General features: G+C 52.0%; 15 protein-coding genes. 8 read left to right on the forward strand and 7 right to left on the reverse strand.

From position 1 onward, the window contains the following. Positions 1–13 precede the first annotated feature (13 nt). Positions 14–784 carry a peptidylprolyl isomerase gene (locus IQ268_RS23870; RefSeq protein WP_193884442.1) on the forward strand — a complete coding sequence of 257 codons (771 nt, stop codon included), beginning with the start codon at positions 14–16 and terminating at the stop codon, positions 782–784. Here IQ268_RS23870 and IQ268_RS23875 read toward each other — a convergent pair. Next, entirely contained in the window at positions 781–2,211 is a 1,431-nt protein-coding gene (locus IQ268_RS23875; protein WP_193884444.1) for an aminopeptidase P family protein, read from the reverse strand. The genes IQ268_RS23870 and IQ268_RS23875 overlap by 4 nt on opposite strands. 53 nt (positions 2,212–2,264) lie before the next feature. Further along, positions 2,265–2,894: a TetR/AcrR family transcriptional regulator gene (locus tag IQ268_RS23880; RefSeq protein WP_193884446.1), complete on the reverse strand. Its 630-nt coding sequence runs from the start codon at positions 2,892–2,894 to the stop codon at positions 2,265–2,267. Between the two features lie 498 nt (positions 2,895–3,392). Here IQ268_RS23880 and IQ268_RS23885 point away from each other — a divergent pair, with 498 nt between their 5' ends. Together IQ268_RS23885 and IQ268_RS23890 are read left to right on the forward strand one after the other, a co-directional pair. After that, positions 3,393–4,355 carry a glycosyltransferase family 9 protein gene (locus tag IQ268_RS23885; RefSeq protein WP_193884448.1) on the forward strand — a complete coding sequence of 321 codons (963 nt, stop codon included), beginning with the start codon at positions 3,393–3,395 and terminating at the stop codon, positions 4,353–4,355. Between the two features lie 120 nt (positions 4,356–4,475). Then, entirely contained in the window at positions 4,476–5,054 is a 579-nt protein-coding gene (locus tag IQ268_RS23890; RefSeq protein WP_193884450.1) for an HAD-IIIA family hydrolase, read from the forward strand. A 128-nt stretch (positions 5,055–5,182) separates the two neighbouring features. Here the strand turns inward: IQ268_RS23890 and IQ268_RS23895 are convergent, their stop codons facing one another. Further along, positions 5,183–5,455 carry a GlsB/YeaQ/YmgE family stress response membrane protein gene (locus tag IQ268_RS23895; RefSeq protein WP_193884452.1) on the reverse strand — a complete coding sequence of 91 codons (273 nt, stop codon included), beginning with the start codon at positions 5,453–5,455 and terminating at the stop codon, positions 5,183–5,185. A gap of 481 nt (positions 5,456–5,936) precedes the next feature. Between IQ268_RS23895 and IQ268_RS23900 the strand changes: the two genes are divergently transcribed. Next, entirely contained in the window at positions 5,937–7,025 is a 1,089-nt protein-coding gene (locus IQ268_RS23900; protein ID WP_193884454.1) for an ABC transporter ATP-binding protein, read from the forward strand. A 1-nt stretch (position 7,026) separates the two neighbouring features. Here the strand turns inward: IQ268_RS23900 and glsA are convergent, their stop codons facing one another. Then, positions 7,027–8,076: a glutaminase A gene (glsA, locus tag IQ268_RS23905; RefSeq protein ID WP_228035668.1), complete on the reverse strand. Its 1,050-nt coding sequence runs from the start codon at positions 8,074–8,076 to the stop codon at positions 7,027–7,029. 608 nt (positions 8,077–8,684) lie between these two features. Between glsA and IQ268_RS23910 the strand changes: the two genes are divergently transcribed. The 4 genes from IQ268_RS23910 (at position 8,685) to IQ268_RS23925 (ending at position 11,596) form a co-directional block, all read left to right on the forward strand. Then, a complete protein-coding gene (locus tag IQ268_RS23910) occupies positions 8,685–9,707 on the forward strand; it encodes an SDR family oxidoreductase (protein ID WP_193884510.1) in 1,023 nt (340 codons plus the stop codon). Between the two features lie 61 nt (positions 9,708–9,768). Further along, positions 9,769–10,485: an SRPBCC family protein gene (locus IQ268_RS23915; protein WP_193884456.1), complete on the forward strand. Its 717-nt coding sequence runs from the start codon at positions 9,769–9,771 to the stop codon at positions 10,483–10,485. 207 nt (positions 10,486–10,692) lie between these two features. After that, entirely contained in the window at positions 10,693–11,232 is a 540-nt protein-coding gene (locus IQ268_RS23920) for a DUF2231 domain-containing protein (RefSeq protein ID WP_193884458.1), read from the forward strand. Positions 11,233–11,260: 28 nt separating this feature from the next. Continuing rightward, positions 11,261–11,596, forward strand: coding sequence for a hypothetical protein (locus IQ268_RS23925; RefSeq protein WP_193884460.1), 336 nt, complete (start codon positions 11,261–11,263; stop codon positions 11,594–11,596). 68 nt (positions 11,597–11,664) lie between these two features. Here the strand turns inward: IQ268_RS23925 and IQ268_RS23930 are convergent, their stop codons facing one another. The 3 genes from IQ268_RS23930 to rppA form a co-directional block, all read right to left on the reverse strand. Next, the gene (locus tag IQ268_RS23930) at positions 11,665–12,027 is read right to left on the reverse strand and encodes a DNA-binding protein (protein ID WP_193884462.1); all 363 of its coding nucleotides are present in this window, start codon (positions 12,025–12,027) and stop codon (positions 11,665–11,667) included. Positions 12,028–12,107: 80 nt separating this feature from the next. Continuing rightward, positions 12,108–13,589 carry a cell wall metabolism sensor histidine kinase WalK gene (locus IQ268_RS23935; protein ID WP_193884464.1) on the reverse strand — a complete coding sequence of 494 codons (1,482 nt, stop codon included), beginning with the start codon at positions 13,587–13,589 and terminating at the stop codon, positions 12,108–12,110. Continuing rightward, positions 13,586–14,269 (reverse strand): two-component system response regulator RppA, encoded by a 684-nt coding sequence (gene rppA / locus IQ268_RS23940; protein ID WP_193884466.1) that lies wholly within the window; start codon positions 14,267–14,269, stop codon positions 13,586–13,588. Before rppA ends, IQ268_RS23935 begins: the two co-directional genes overlap by 4 nt. Between the last annotated feature and the right edge of the window lie 64 nt (positions 14,270–14,333).

Below are 14,333 nucleotides of genomic sequence, written 5' to 3' on the forward strand. Positions count from 1 at the left end.
CCGCAACTGATTCATGGGAACTCACTCGTTTTTAGTCGTTGATGATGAACCAATCTACCTGGGGCAGGCTGTCCGTTATCTGCAAGCCTCTGGAAGACTGGATGCGTTCATTGCCGACATTTTGCATCGGCATGTTTTAGAACGAGAGCTAAAGCAGCGCACCGAGTTAGCGGTCAGCGCTGCCACACTTGAGCAAATGCTGACCGACTTTCGCTTAGAGAATCAGCTTGGCGACCCAGAACAGTTTGACCTGTGGCTAGCCGAACAGGGGTTAGACTATGCCAAATTTCGACAGCAGCTCGAATTTGACCTGCGGCTGGAACAGTTTACGATTCAAATCGCCCAACCCAAGCTGCAAGAATATTTCATTGAACGCAAGCTGTCGCTAGATCAGGTGGTGCTGTCTCGCATCACGGTGAGCGATCGCGACCTGGCCGATGAGTTGCGGCAGCAAATCCTGGAAGGCGGCAGCTTTGAACACTTTGCCAGAGAGTATTCCATCAGCGACGATCGCCTGTTCAACGGCATGATGGGGCTGATGAGCCGAGATACCCTGCCCGATCGGCTACGCGCTGCCGTTGACTTAGCCAGTGAGGGCGATATTCTTGAACCTATGCCAATTGAGCAAGATTGGGCGATCGTCCGGCTCGAGCAACGGCTTCCCGCCACGCTAGATGATCCCCAAATTCAGCAAACCCTGCGGAATGAGTTGCTGGAACAGTGGATTGGTGAGCAATTGCAGCGCATGGAGATCGAAATTCAAATTGATGATTTGAATGACTAGCCACCCTGAACGAGTTGCTCGATCGCGTCGGCCTGGGTGGGTAATGCTGCCGTCAAAATCTCGCTGCCTGTTTCTGTCACCAGCACATCGTCTTCAATCCGAATGCCGCGCACATCGGCAAACTGCGCCAAACGATCCCAATTTACGACCGTCTGGTAAGCCGATCGCCGTTCTGGATCGTTGAGAAGGGCTGGAACCTGGTAGAACCCAGGCTCAATGGTGACAATCATGCCGGGTCGCAGTGGACGATCGAGCCTCAGGTAGCACAGTCCGAAGCGATCGCTCCGCTGCCGACCCGGCTCATACCCCGCCAGGTCGCCCAAATCTTCCATGTCGTGGACATCTAGCCCCAGCAAATGACCGATGCCGTGTGGAAAGAACAGCGCATGGGCATCTTGCTCCACCAGATCCTCAGCTCGCCCCCGGAGAATCCCTAAATCCACCAGCCCTTGAGCGATCGTCAATGCCGCTAACAGATGCAGATCACGGTATTCTACACCGGGGTACAGTTGCTTAATGCAGAGATCGTGAGCCGCCAGCACCACATCATACAGATCGCGCTGCGTTGACGAAAACCTGCCCGATACTGCCCAGGTACGGGTTACATCCGATGCCCAACCCGTTTCCGACTCTGCGCCCACATCCGCCAGCAGCAAATCACCCGGATGCAGGGAATGGCAATAGGTTTCGTTATGCAACACCTCGCCCTGCACCGTAACAATGCTGTTATAGGCAGTGGTCATGTTGTGCGCCAGAATGACTCCTTCCATCGCCGCCCGTACTTCGGCTTCAGTTCGAGCCTGCGGCGTTGCGGCCATCCCGGCTTGATGAGCCTGTACCGTCACCGCTGCCGCCTTACGAATATCTGCGATCGCCCCTGCATCATGGGTTAAGCGCACCGTGATAATCGCCTGCATCAGTTCTAGATCCAGCGCTTGAGGCGGGTTGGATGGCGCAATGATGCGATGCATGACGTGAGACTGGCTCTGGCAGGTTGCCATATCTTGAACGGCGATTGTAGCGGCCTCATCCAGAAGCGCTGTAAGTTGAGCCAGCGGAAACGCCGCATCGGCACCAATGCGTTCGGCAATCTGCTCTCGCGTTGGCGTTGGCCCATGCCAGAGGATACTGGCCGCAGACGGATTATCCATATACAGCTCTAGCCGACCGGCCTCCAGCCGAATCGCGGCATGGGGGAGCGGCACACCTGCAAAGTAAAGAAAATGGCTGCTGGCGCGAAACGGGTATTGATTTGCCGGAAAGTTGCGGGCCCTGCCCTGCCCTGCCCACAACAGCACGGGGCGATCGAACAAAGCTGCCAATCGCTGCCGCCGCTGCCGCAGGATTGCGGCCAGAGATAACGATGCCTCCAACCCTGGAGCAGTAGACTGAGCGTGCGTTTGAGAAGAAAGACTCTGAGCTTGCATAGCGGTGCCGTCACAACCCATTCAGAGGACTACTCTTCATCCTATGACACCCGTTAAGCGTTTGGCGCTAAGACCCCGTTGAGGAAAATATCGGCAAGCCCCTCTGCCATCTCCTGCATGGCCTGGGGCGACGAACCTTCTGGCATCACGGTGTCTCGGCTAAATCCAGCGACGGTAAACATGCCTAGAAACACTTGCGCCACAATTCTAGGATTCATCCGGCGGTAAATGCCTTGATCCATCGCGGTTTCAAAGAAGGCTTCTGCCACGTCGGTCATTTTGTCGATCACCTCGGCCTGGATGCGCTCTCGCAAGTCTGGATGGAACTGTGCTTCCATAAAACAGACCCTGAGCATGTCGGCATTAGCGTGCAGCCGCAACATCCGCTTCCGCATCACCTGCGCGATCGCCTTGTAGCTGCCCATTTCGCTGAGTTCGGTTAGCAGGTCAGTCAAAATTTCGACCCATCCCTGGGTGGCAACGGCAACCAGGATTGCTTTTTTGTTCTCAAAATGGCGAAAAATGGTGCCTTCCGCCACGCCTGCCGCTTGTGCTAGATCGCGTGTAGTCGTGCCATCGTAGCCATGACGGGCAAACAGGCGCTGTGCCGCTTGCAAAATGCGGGTTTGCGTTTCAGATTCGGCGGGGGGAGAGGGAGGGGGCGATCGACGAAAAGTTCGCATGGGCACAGGTCAAATGATGGAGTTGTAACCTAACCATCTAGACTAGATAGTCTGGAAAGTTGCTCTAGGCAGTTTAGCCCATTAGTGTGAACATAGCTTATCAACTGCTAAAACAAATCCTCAACTACTCGGCTACAAAGCTTCACGTTTTGCTATTTCCCTGCATCCGCTTTTCTGATTCAACCAAATCTACATAATTTAGTTGAGAAATCACTAGACTGTTTGCAGGATAGTTGAAGAGTGATTCGACGAACTGATAAGTTAATCGAGACTATTAATGAGGATGCCTGAGACGTGCTGAGCCTAACTCGAATGGTTCTCTGATCCCCCAGTTTGGGGAACTTCCGAGCCGATTCTGTCTCAAAGTCCCCAGGGTTGGGGGCTTAGCGCCTGCGGCAAGGCAGAAGAGGCGGTTTGAGTCACAATTTAGCCTGTTTCAACCATCCTCTTAGACTGCAACGGATTCTATAAAAACCTCTCAATGTTGATGCCTGTATTATGCGAATAGTGGCTCTCGTCCCTGGTGGGATCGGCGACCAGATACTGTTTTTCCCAACATTGGATAGTCTCAAACAGACGTATCCCAATGCCGAAATCGATGTAGTTGTAGAACCCAGAGCAAAAAGCGCCTATCGGGTTTCTAAATCCGTTAGCGACACGATTGTGTTTGACTTTAAAGATCGAAATAGCCTGGCCGATTGGGCCAACCTATTGGGTATCTTGCGCGATCGCTACTACGATATCGCCATTGCGCTGGGTCAGCGGTGGCAGGTTGGGTTACTGCTGTGGCTAACTGGGATTCCGGCGCGAGTGGGCTATGCCACCAGCGCTGGCAAAGTATTTTTGACTCATCCGGCTCCCTTAAAGCCCGACCAATATGCGGCACACATGTACCATGACCTGCTTCAGGGGTTGGGGAGCAACAGCCCTTGCTCCGATTTGGCAATCAGCATTCCCAAGCAGGATCTGGAATGGGCAGAAGCAGAGCAAAAGCGGTTGGGCATTGCCGAAAGCGGTTATGTACTCATTCATGGTGGCTCTAGCCAACTGGCGCAGGCCAAAGGAATCGACAAAATCTATCCCGTCCAAAGCTGGGCCAAGATTGTGCAAGACTTTCGGCAAAAACAGCCCGATTTACCGATGGTGGTGGTGCAAGGGCCAGAAGACAAAGAGCTGGTTTTAGCACTCGTTGGGGCTTGTCCTGGGTTAAAACCAGTGATGCCGCCCGACATTGGTAAGCTAGCCGCCATGATTGCGGGGGCAAACCTGATGCTTTGCACCGATAGCGCCCCGATGCATCTAGCTGTTGCGTTGAAGGTCTACACGGTGGCGCTGTTTGGCCCCACCGACCCGGCGAAACTGTTGCCGCCTAGCGACAAGTTTTTGGGCATCAAGTCATCTACGGGCAAAATGGCTGATATTTCTCCCCAGCAAGTGCTTGAACCGATATGGGGAGGGTAAGGAGACTGACAAACTCAGGTTTGCAGATTCAGTAAACCAACCGTCGATCGGTTCCAATTGGGTAACGGCTCAAGCTTGAGCCGCTTTGCTATGTCTAAGATTTGGTAGTTTGCTCACTCAATGACGAAACCAGCCGTATTTCTCGATCGCGACGGTGTCCTCAACATTGAAGCCGGATACATTCATAACGTAGACGATTTACATTTGGTGCCCGGAGCCGCTGAGGCTGTACGCCAACTGAACGATCGCCACTTATTTTGCTGTTTGGTTTCCAATCAATCGGGGCCAGCACGCGGATACTATCCCCAGAGCCATGTTGAAGCGTTACACCAGCGCTTAAGCCAACTGCTGGCAGCAGCAGGGGCAAAACTGGATGCGCTTTACTATTGCCCCCATTTAAGCGCGCCCGAAGGCGGTACCGTTCCAGAGTTTACGCAATGGACGACCTGGCGCAAACCCAACACCGGGATGCTGGTGGCGGCAGCCTGGGAGCATGACCTGGATTTAAGCCACAGTTTTATGGTGGGGGATAAAGCGACCGATATTGATTTGGCTCACAATGCAGGTTGCACTGGAATTTTGGTGCAGACGGGGTTTGGCGATCGCGTTCTCAGCGGCGATTATCAACATCACACTCAGCCTGACTATATTGCTCCAGATTTAGCTGGAGCCGTGGATTGGATCGTGCAGCACGGTTAAGGGAAGCACGGTTAAGGGAAGTGAGAGAGCAGCGCAACAAAAAGCCCCTGCATTGTGCAGAGGCTTTGTCGCTGATTCAACAGTTTGCAAGTACGACCTGATCGGTCGGTTACTTACCCAGTTCGGGCTTAGTAAACGCGGCGACCAGCAAATTGGTAGTAGATGAACAGGGCAACGATCGCGCCCAACACAGCGATGAATACACCACCGATGCTCAATCCGGTTGCCCCAAGGGCGAAGCTTCCTGTCGTTAACAGGGTGTAGAGCGTACCACCAACAAATGCACCGATGATACCCAACAGCATGGTTCCTAAGATACCGCCACCCTGACGACCAGGATAAATAGCTTTAGCGATAGCACCAGCGATCAGACCTAGCAAAATCCAAGCAAGAATATTCATTGTTACCTTCTCCTTTATCTTTTGTTTTTCAAGTTGTGTGTTAGCGAACGAGCGAGACCGAACGATACCCTTTAATCAAATCGAGACGTTCACTACCCCTGTTTGCCGTATACAAAGGATTTGACCTTTTTGTGAGTAGTGTTATGTAGACCAGGCAAAAAGCCTTTTTACACGCCTGCGCTTGCTTTTATTACACCGTCTGTCGCTTCGAGATGGTTATCTGTCAGCTTCAGTCAGAGAATCACAACGGCCTGTGTTTTCATCTTGCGGTGCGTCTTTTGTTTAACTTGTACCTACTGTATCAAGCCTTTTCGTATAGATAGACTACCGAGAGAGAGAAAAGCAGTATGGCTAGAGTCTGACTTTAGAGGTTGACATCTACCTCTCTCTATAGAGATGAGTTGGGCGGTAAGGCGAGTTTTGCTGGAATGGCGGTCAAACCTGGCAGAATTGGTATGAGCTTTCTAACGGGGTTGAAGCCGTGGCACGGGTCTATTTAGAGGATATTTCTCGGCGTTTTAATGCAGTTGCCGCCATTGACAATATTTCGTTTGAAGTGCCCGATGGACAGTTTTGGGTGCTTGTAGGGCCGTCGGGCTGTGGCAAGTCCACCATTTTGCGGACGATCGCCGGGTTGGAAACCGCCACATCGGGTCAGATCTTTATTGGCGATCGCCTGGTTAGCAGCATTCCGGCACGCCAACGAGACGTGGCGATGGTGTTTCAAAACTATGCGCTCTATCCTCATATGACCGTGGCCGAAAATTTGGCGTTTGGCTTGCGGATGCGGAAGACAGACAGCACAACGGTTAAGTCCAGGGTGGATGCAGTTGCTCGATCGCTCGATATTGTTCATCTGCTCGATCGTCGTCCCCGGCAGCTATCGGGGGGGCAGCAGCAACGGGTGGCTTTAGGACGGGCGATCGCCCGTCAACCCCAGGTGTTTTTGCTGGATGAGCCGCTTTCTAACTTAGATGCCCAACTGCGGGACGATACACGGGCTGAACTTAAACAACTGCATCAACGGCTGGGGATTACCACAATCTATGTTACGCACGACCAGGTCGAAGCAATGACGCTAGCCGATCAAATTGTGGTGCTAAATCAGGGTCAGATTCAGCAAATTGGCGATCCGCAAACGATCTACGGCAATCCGGCGAATCAAATGGTGGCTACGTTTTTGGGTAGTCCTCCCATGAATATTTTGAGCGCCTTGTATGATGGCACCGCTCTGCAAATCGAGAGCCAACGGTTGCCATGCCCCGATCGCCTTCAACACCTGCTTGAACCAGGACACCGATACAACATTGGCATTCGGCCAGAACATATCCAGATTGCTGCTGATTCCAGCAACAGCCATTTGACGGTGACGGTGCATGTGGTCGAACCGTTAGGGCGAGAAACCCTGATTCGAGCAGCGCTATCGCCAGACAATCGTGGCTCTGTTCCGATGGTCAATATGCAGGTATTGCCCAATGTGAAGCCCCAACCGGGCGATCGCCTCCCCATTCAGCTTGACCTCACGATGCTGTTTGTTTTTGATCCGGCAACAGGAAGCCGATTGATGTAGGCTAAAACCGCTCACCGGGCTGAGTCAGTCGCTGCAAAAACGTCTGGCAACCCATTGACGAGTCAAACAAGTGCAAATCGTAGTGTTGCGATATTTCTTCGCACACCTTCACGCCACGCACACTGTTGCCTCGTTCATCCAGCGGTGGCGAAAATACAGCAATGGCAAACTGATGGGGAACCACCGCAATGATTCCGCCACACACCCCACTTTTGGCCGGAATTCCCACGGTATAAGCCCATTCGCCTGCAAAGTTGTACATGCCGCAGGTGTACATAACGCTGAGCATGTCTCGGATATAGCAGGGATTGACCGCCTGTTCTCCGGTTAGTGGGTTGATGCCATGGTTCGCCAGGGTGGCTGCCATAATCGCCAGATCTCGACAATTGACCAAAACAGAACATTGCTGAAAGTACAAATCCAGCGCTTCGTCCAGGGGCGGATCGATCATGCCAAAGTTGAGCATGAGATGCGCCATTCCCCGGTTGCGGTGCCCGGTGACCCGCTCTGATAGAAACGTTGGCATATCCACAAAAATATCGTGACCAATATAACGACGAAACATACTCAGCATTCGGTTGAGCCGTTCTGTGGGGCCAGAGCCTTTGATCAGACTCGTCGTGGCGATCGCCCCTGCATTCACCATTGGGTTATACGGACGTTTTGAGCGTTCATCTAAAATAATGGCGTTGAAGGCTTCTCCGGTTGGCTCTACTCCAACTCGCGTTAGCAAGTAATCGCGCCCGTGATCTTCCAATGCCAGACCATGCACAAATACCTTTGAAATGGACTGTAGGGTGAATGTTTGGCTGGAATCACCGACTTCATACACCTGCCCATCCACCGTTGCCACACAGATACTGAACCAGTCTGAGTTCATCTTTGCCAGTTCGGGAATGTAGTTAGCGACTCGGCCTTCTCGCAACGGTAAATAAGTTTGATGCAGGTGACGCAGGTAGGCTACAAATGCTGATGCAGCGGCTTCAGCGGCTGGGGCGCTATCCGGCTGGGAGGATTGCATATCCGTTGGGTAAACGTCCTGGCTTGTCATCTAGTTCAGCAGGTCATTGATGAATGGGGTACGTCTCATTGTGTCAAATTATCGCTGTTCTTAATTGAGCCGGGACAAAGGCAGCAAGAACGGAATCACTGTTTGTCTTCTCAAGTTTGTCTCTCAAGGAGGTCTGCATTGCACAGATGCAGACCTCCATTAATTATTAGTAGCGAAATAAAGATTGGATGATAGGGCTGACCAATCGACCGAGAGTTCGATCGCGTTTTCAGCGCTTCTCCCCTACTGAATGGGGATTCGTGGTTTAAGCCCAGAGGTAGATAGCGGCAATATGTTGGCTAGCTACCATCAATCAGTACTGCAATTAAATAATTTTAATTAAGCTGAACTCAGATTCTTTTTCAGAAACCGTCTGTTTCCGAGAACTGAAGCCATTCAACAATCATTGTGGCAGCGAGTCAAAGTGGCAGTGAGTCAAAGTAGCAACTCAACTCAACTGGCTTTGCATCAGGGAAAGAATCTGTTCATTGCTCATCATTGCTCACTAATGGTGCCCGCACAGATTTTCATGCCGTTTGTGCATCACAGTTTTCCAGGCTCGACCTATCAAATCACCCTCCCATTCTTTAGATTCAAATATGCCTTCTATTCAACTCAAACCGATTCGTCAACAGGTCGTTGCTGTTGTTGGTGCCTCTAGCGGTATTGGCCGAGAAACCGCCCATCGATTTGCTCGAAATGGAGCCAAACTGGTTGTGTCGTCACGCAGCCTGAAAGGATTGGCAACCTTAGTAGACGAAATTACACAGATCGGTGGCGAAGTGATCGCTGTTCCGGCAGATGTGTCCGACTTTAACCAGGTGAAGGCGATCGCCGATAAAGCCGTTGAAGAATACGGTCGCCTGGACACATGGGTGCATCTCTCTGCAACTGCCGTTATTTCTCCGTTTGAATCAGTGACACCGGACGAGTTTAAGCGGGTTATTGATGTGACGTTGATGGGGCAGGTTTATGGTGCAATGGCCGCGTTGCCGCATTTGAAGCGCGAAGGCCGAGGAGCATTGATTCACGTTACCTCCGTTGAAGCACGGCGATCGCTGCCGTTGCAAAGTTCGTACTCGTCTGCAAAGCACGGAGTAGAAGGATTCCTTGACTCGTTGCGGGTTGAACTTCAGCATGACGGAATTCCTATTAGCGTTACAAACGTATTGCCAGCGACCATCAACACGCCTTTCTACAACAAGGCGCTTACCAAGCTGGGTGTTAAACCCACAGGAATTCCGCCGTATTACTCACCACACCTGGTTGCTGATGCCATCTTGCACGTGGCTGAAAATCCGACACGCGACTTTATCGTTGGTGATGCTGGCAGAGTGTTAGACGCGTTGCAGAAAATCTCACCCTCTTTGGTGGACTACATTTTGCAGTTAATTGCAGTGGATGGGCAACACACCCAAGAACCAAAGGCGGCAACCGATCCCAATAACCTGTATGAGGCGATCGAAGCCGAAGGGTACGACACCGTTGAAGGTGACTTTAACCAGGTAACCATTCCCAGCTTTTTAGATTGGTTTGATTTCCACCCGGCTGCAAAATGGGGGGCGATCGCAGGTCTGGGCGCACTGGCGCTCCTGGCAACGCAGCTAACCAATCCCAACCACCCGTCTTGAGTTCAGGTTGCCGCAATCGACTGTTTGAGTAGATCAAATTGCAATTAGTGGAGATAAGGCAATGGAAGAATCCATTTCAGCAAATAACAATCCGCAAAGCTCTTCAGAAGCACAAGCCAACAACGTTGGTGATGTTGAGCGGTGGGGATCACTCATTGGCGGAGGTGCCCTGGTTCTGCTGGGGTTAAGGGATCGCTCCTTGCGAGGGGCTTTAACAGCGTTGGCGGGCGGAAGCTTAGCGTATCACGGCCTCAAGGGAGAAAAGAGCTTGCCCGATTTAGTTGGGGACACCGTTGGGTTAAGCCAGCAGATCCGGGTAGAAAAAAGCGTTACCATTCAGCGATCGCCAGAAGAGCTGTATCAGTTCTGGCGTAATTTGGAGAACCTGCCAACCTTCATGAAGCATCTTAAGTCGGTGCAGGTGGTCAGCGATCTCCGCTCTCATTGGGTAGCCAATGCGCCGTTGGGTAATGATCTGGCCTGGGATGCGGAAATTATCACCGATCGCCCAAACCAATTGATTGCCTGGGCTTCGGTTGAAGGGGCAGACATCGATAATTCAGGATTTGTTCGCTTCCAGCCTGCTCCTGCCGGACGGGGAACAGAAGTCAAAGTGGTGATGGAATATAATCCACCCGGCGGGGCTGTAACGGCTGCGATCGCCAAGCTGTTTGGTGAAGAACCGGAACAGCAAATTGGGGACGAGTTGCGGCGGTTCAAAATGCTGATGGAAGCAGGCGAAATTGCCACAACTGAGGGTCAGCCCAGAGGCAGCTAATCGGTTGATTCGGGGCAGCGTGCATCAGAGAGGGTGCGAAGAGGGTTAAATCCCAGTTCGGGTGTTGAGTTTGCTACGATGAAATGCGATCGACAAAGGGTTACGGAGCCGTGTGGAGCGATCGCATTTCACCGCATTGGTTTCATTGAACTGTACGTTACTTAACGAATCAGATCCCAGATAGATGTCCCAGATAACGGAGACTCCATGACTAAATATCCTGATGTACCGCCGTTCATTGAAAGTGACGAGCAAGAGTATTACGACAGCGGTGTGCCCAGCAAAGTGGCGATCGCCGGACATCCTTTACATCCTTTGCTGGTCACCTTTCCGATCGCGTTTCTGGTGGGAGTGTTGGGTACCGATTTGGGATATTGGCTCACGCGCGACCCGTTTTGGGCAAAGGCTTCAGTAATGCTGCTAGGAGCCGGTTTAATTACAGGAGTCGTTGCCGCCATTACTGGAATGGTCGATTTTTTGGGCATTAGCCGCGTTCGCCAACACAACGCAGGCTGGGTTCACATGATTGGTAATATTGCAGCATTATTGCTCTCTGGTGGAAGCTTATTTCTGCGCTGGAAAAGCCCCAGTAGCGCTATTCTCCCGACCGGGTTGGCGATCTCGGTGGTGGTAGCAACGGTGTTAGGCGTAACGGGCTGGTACGGAGCCGAGCTGATCTATCGGCATAAAGTGGCCGTCATTGGCAACGGTAGCGAACAACGACCGGGTGAATCATCCATCAGCTAAGATTGGTTCAAGCCAGTAGCCGTTAATTATGCTCAACGTTCTGCCCTTTATCGACGTGGTTATTCTGATGATGTCCTGCTATATAGCAGGATTTGTTGGAATTGGGCTGTTGAGCGCCAAACGAACGCGTTCTCTCAATCCCGACTATCGGCTCAGAACCGAGATTCGAGAAGCTTTATCATGTGCGTTAATTGAAATCGCTGAGAGTGGAGAGTATCCAACGACCCTGGGGTTGATCGATCGCTGCCCTGCGGTGTTCAGTCAAGGAAAAGCGTGGGAGATTTGGACGCAGGAAAGCTACAAGATGGCAATGGCTATGTTGCCATTGCCGTCTGCTGAGGGTGATATTGCAACGATCGTTTAATGACGAACGAGCTGTACCTTTCGCGTTGTTCCAGGCAGGTCAATTTAGGGCATCAGCATCGTTCCTGATTAGCGGCGATCGCGTCCGCCTGCCCAAGGGGGACGACCCGAACCACTGCGAATCGTGATCACATCACCGTTGCTGCGGGTAATGCGGAAGGCATCAAAGTCGTAGTTATCATACTCCCCAACCACAGTCAATTGTTCACCTTCCCGGATAGAAAGTTGGTGATACCAGGTAGGCCCCGCATCCACAATAATCTGCCCGGTGCCATCATCCAAAATGAACTCGTTGCCAACTACGTTTCGCACCGTTCCCGAAATAGTGGTGCCAGCATCACGGCGCAGTTCCTCGATGGGTGTTTGCGCGGTAGCCGACAACCCAGTAAAGCTAGAGATAACGACGACCAGTAAAGGAATCCACTGTTGCATTGGAAGATTTATCCATTCATCAATGCAACTGTAACGAGTTGAAATGACACCGAAATGACAGTGAGGCTGAATGAATCACTTCAAGGTTTCGTTATGTTCAATGGTAAAACGATGGTGAAGGTGCTGCCCTGATTCAGGGTGCTGTAAACCAAGATCTGACCCCCGTGGGCATGAATAATATGTTGAGCGATCGCCAGACCTAATCCAAATCCATTTCTGACCCTGGCACGACTGGATCGGGTACGGTAAAACCGTTCAAAAATGTAAGGGAGATCGTCCTCCGAAATTCCTATTCCGGTATCCTGGATAGCGATCGCAACCTGCTGAGGGTGGACGGATGTTTGTAGGGAGATCGTGCCTCCTGCGGGAGTGTAACGGCAGGCATTACTGAGGAGGTTGGCGATCGCCTGTCGCAGGAGGTTTGCATCTGCTTGCAGTACAATCTCCTGGGATGGCAAATCGGTAAGTAGCTTCAAGTTGTGGTGTGCAGCTTGGGGGTTCCAGTCGTGGGCGATCGCCTCTAGAAATGGCACCAATTTTAAGGGTTGCCGAACCTCTTCTGTTAGCTGTCCTTCATGTCGAGCCAGGAATAACAAGTCACGCACCAGGGCACTCATGGATTGAGCCAAATTTTCTATTTTGACCAGCCGTTGTCGGGGGGTTGTCCAATCCTCTTCAGGGGCTGTCAGACCTACATGGACGTTGCTCAGCACGGCAGCCAGGGGTGCCCGCAACTCATGGGATGCGTTGGCGGTGAAACGTTGCAACTGATCGTAAGCCTGTGTTAACTGCTGGTTGGTCTGTTCCAGGCATTGTTGGCGTAGTTTTAATTCCTGCTGCAATCGCCGGAACAGGTAGGTTGAGAAAATACCACCCAGAATCCCAATCACTGCTGACAGCCACAGGACAAACCAGGTAATGCGGCGATAGGTTTCCAGGTGTTCTTTACGAACTTGCAGCAAGCGTTCTTCCTCACCCGCAAACTGATCGATGGCGGTACGGGTCGCATCCATTGATACTTTCCCCTCCTCCAGCCAATCGTAAAGCAGAGCCGCAGGAACGAGGGCATCTGGAGCGCGGTTGAGAGCCGCTAATTCCTGTTGCAGGGTTTGTTTTTGATGGAGGATCTGCAACGTAATATCGACGAATTGCCGAACTCTTTGCAGTTGTCGGGTCTGGTCGGGGTTATCGCTGACCAATTCCTCCAGGGTATTGAGCGATCGGGGAATTTGTCGCTGGGCTTGCTGGTACGGTTCCAGGAACTCAGGGCGACGCGTTAGCCCATAGCCACGCACCCCCGTTTCAGCATCTAACAGAGCTGCCTGTAATCGTTTGGTTTCCAGCCGCACTTGCTGGGTATGCTGTACCCAAAATTCGTCTTCGACCAGACTGGCTTTGAGCCATGCAAAGGCTCCCAGGGAGGTCAACAGGCAAATAATGGGAATAGACAGAATTAGAGTTCCCCGTTGCTGAGCCGACATTGTTTTCAGCAATCCTTGCCCACAATCCGCTAGATGGGTCAGCCGTTTGCGTAAGGAATGATACGGGGAAAGACCTTTCATCCTGCATCTCCAGGGCACAACAGCCGATAGCCTGTACCGTGGACGGTTTCAATCCAGGTTTCGCAGTTAAGAGCCTTGAGCCGTTGACGGAGGCGGCGGATTAAGGTGGCAACGGCATTACTTTCCGGTTCTGTGCCCCATTGCCAGAGGGCTAACTCAATCTGATCACGGGTCAACACCTGTTTGGGATGGCGCATGAAATATTCCAGCAATTGAAACTCTCGGCTGGATAGTGAGACGCTTGCATCCTGCCGTTCGGCGATCATGGTGCTGAGGTGCAGTTGCAAATCAGCGATACACAGTGCGTCGCCCGTCCATAAGGGCGACCGCCGCCCCAAGGCTCGTACCCGTGCCAGTAGCTCTTTCACATCGGCGGGTTTAATCAAATAATCGTCTGCTCCGGCATCCAGACCCATCACGCGATCTGAAATTGTATCCTTGGCGGTGAGCAGCAGAATGGGAGATCCTTTTCCTGCATCTCGATAGAGGCGACAAAGCTGGATGCCATCGAGGTCTGGCAACATCCAGTCCAAAATCAACAGGTCATACTCTTTTTCGCCCATCAACCACTGAGCCGTTTGTCCGTCTTCGACCGCATCGACGACATGACCCACCTGGCTGAGCGCGATCGCCAGAGGTTCCAGTTGTTCGGGGTCATCCTCAACAAACAGAATACGCATGGTTGAGAGTCAGTTGTGTTCAGAGCGATAGAGAGTGGTTATTTGCATGATCGACCACTCTCAC

This window comes from Oculatella sp. LEGE 06141 (assembly GCF_015207605.1).
Lineage (GTDB): Bacteria > Cyanobacteriota > Cyanobacteriia > Elainellales > Elainellaceae > Oculatella.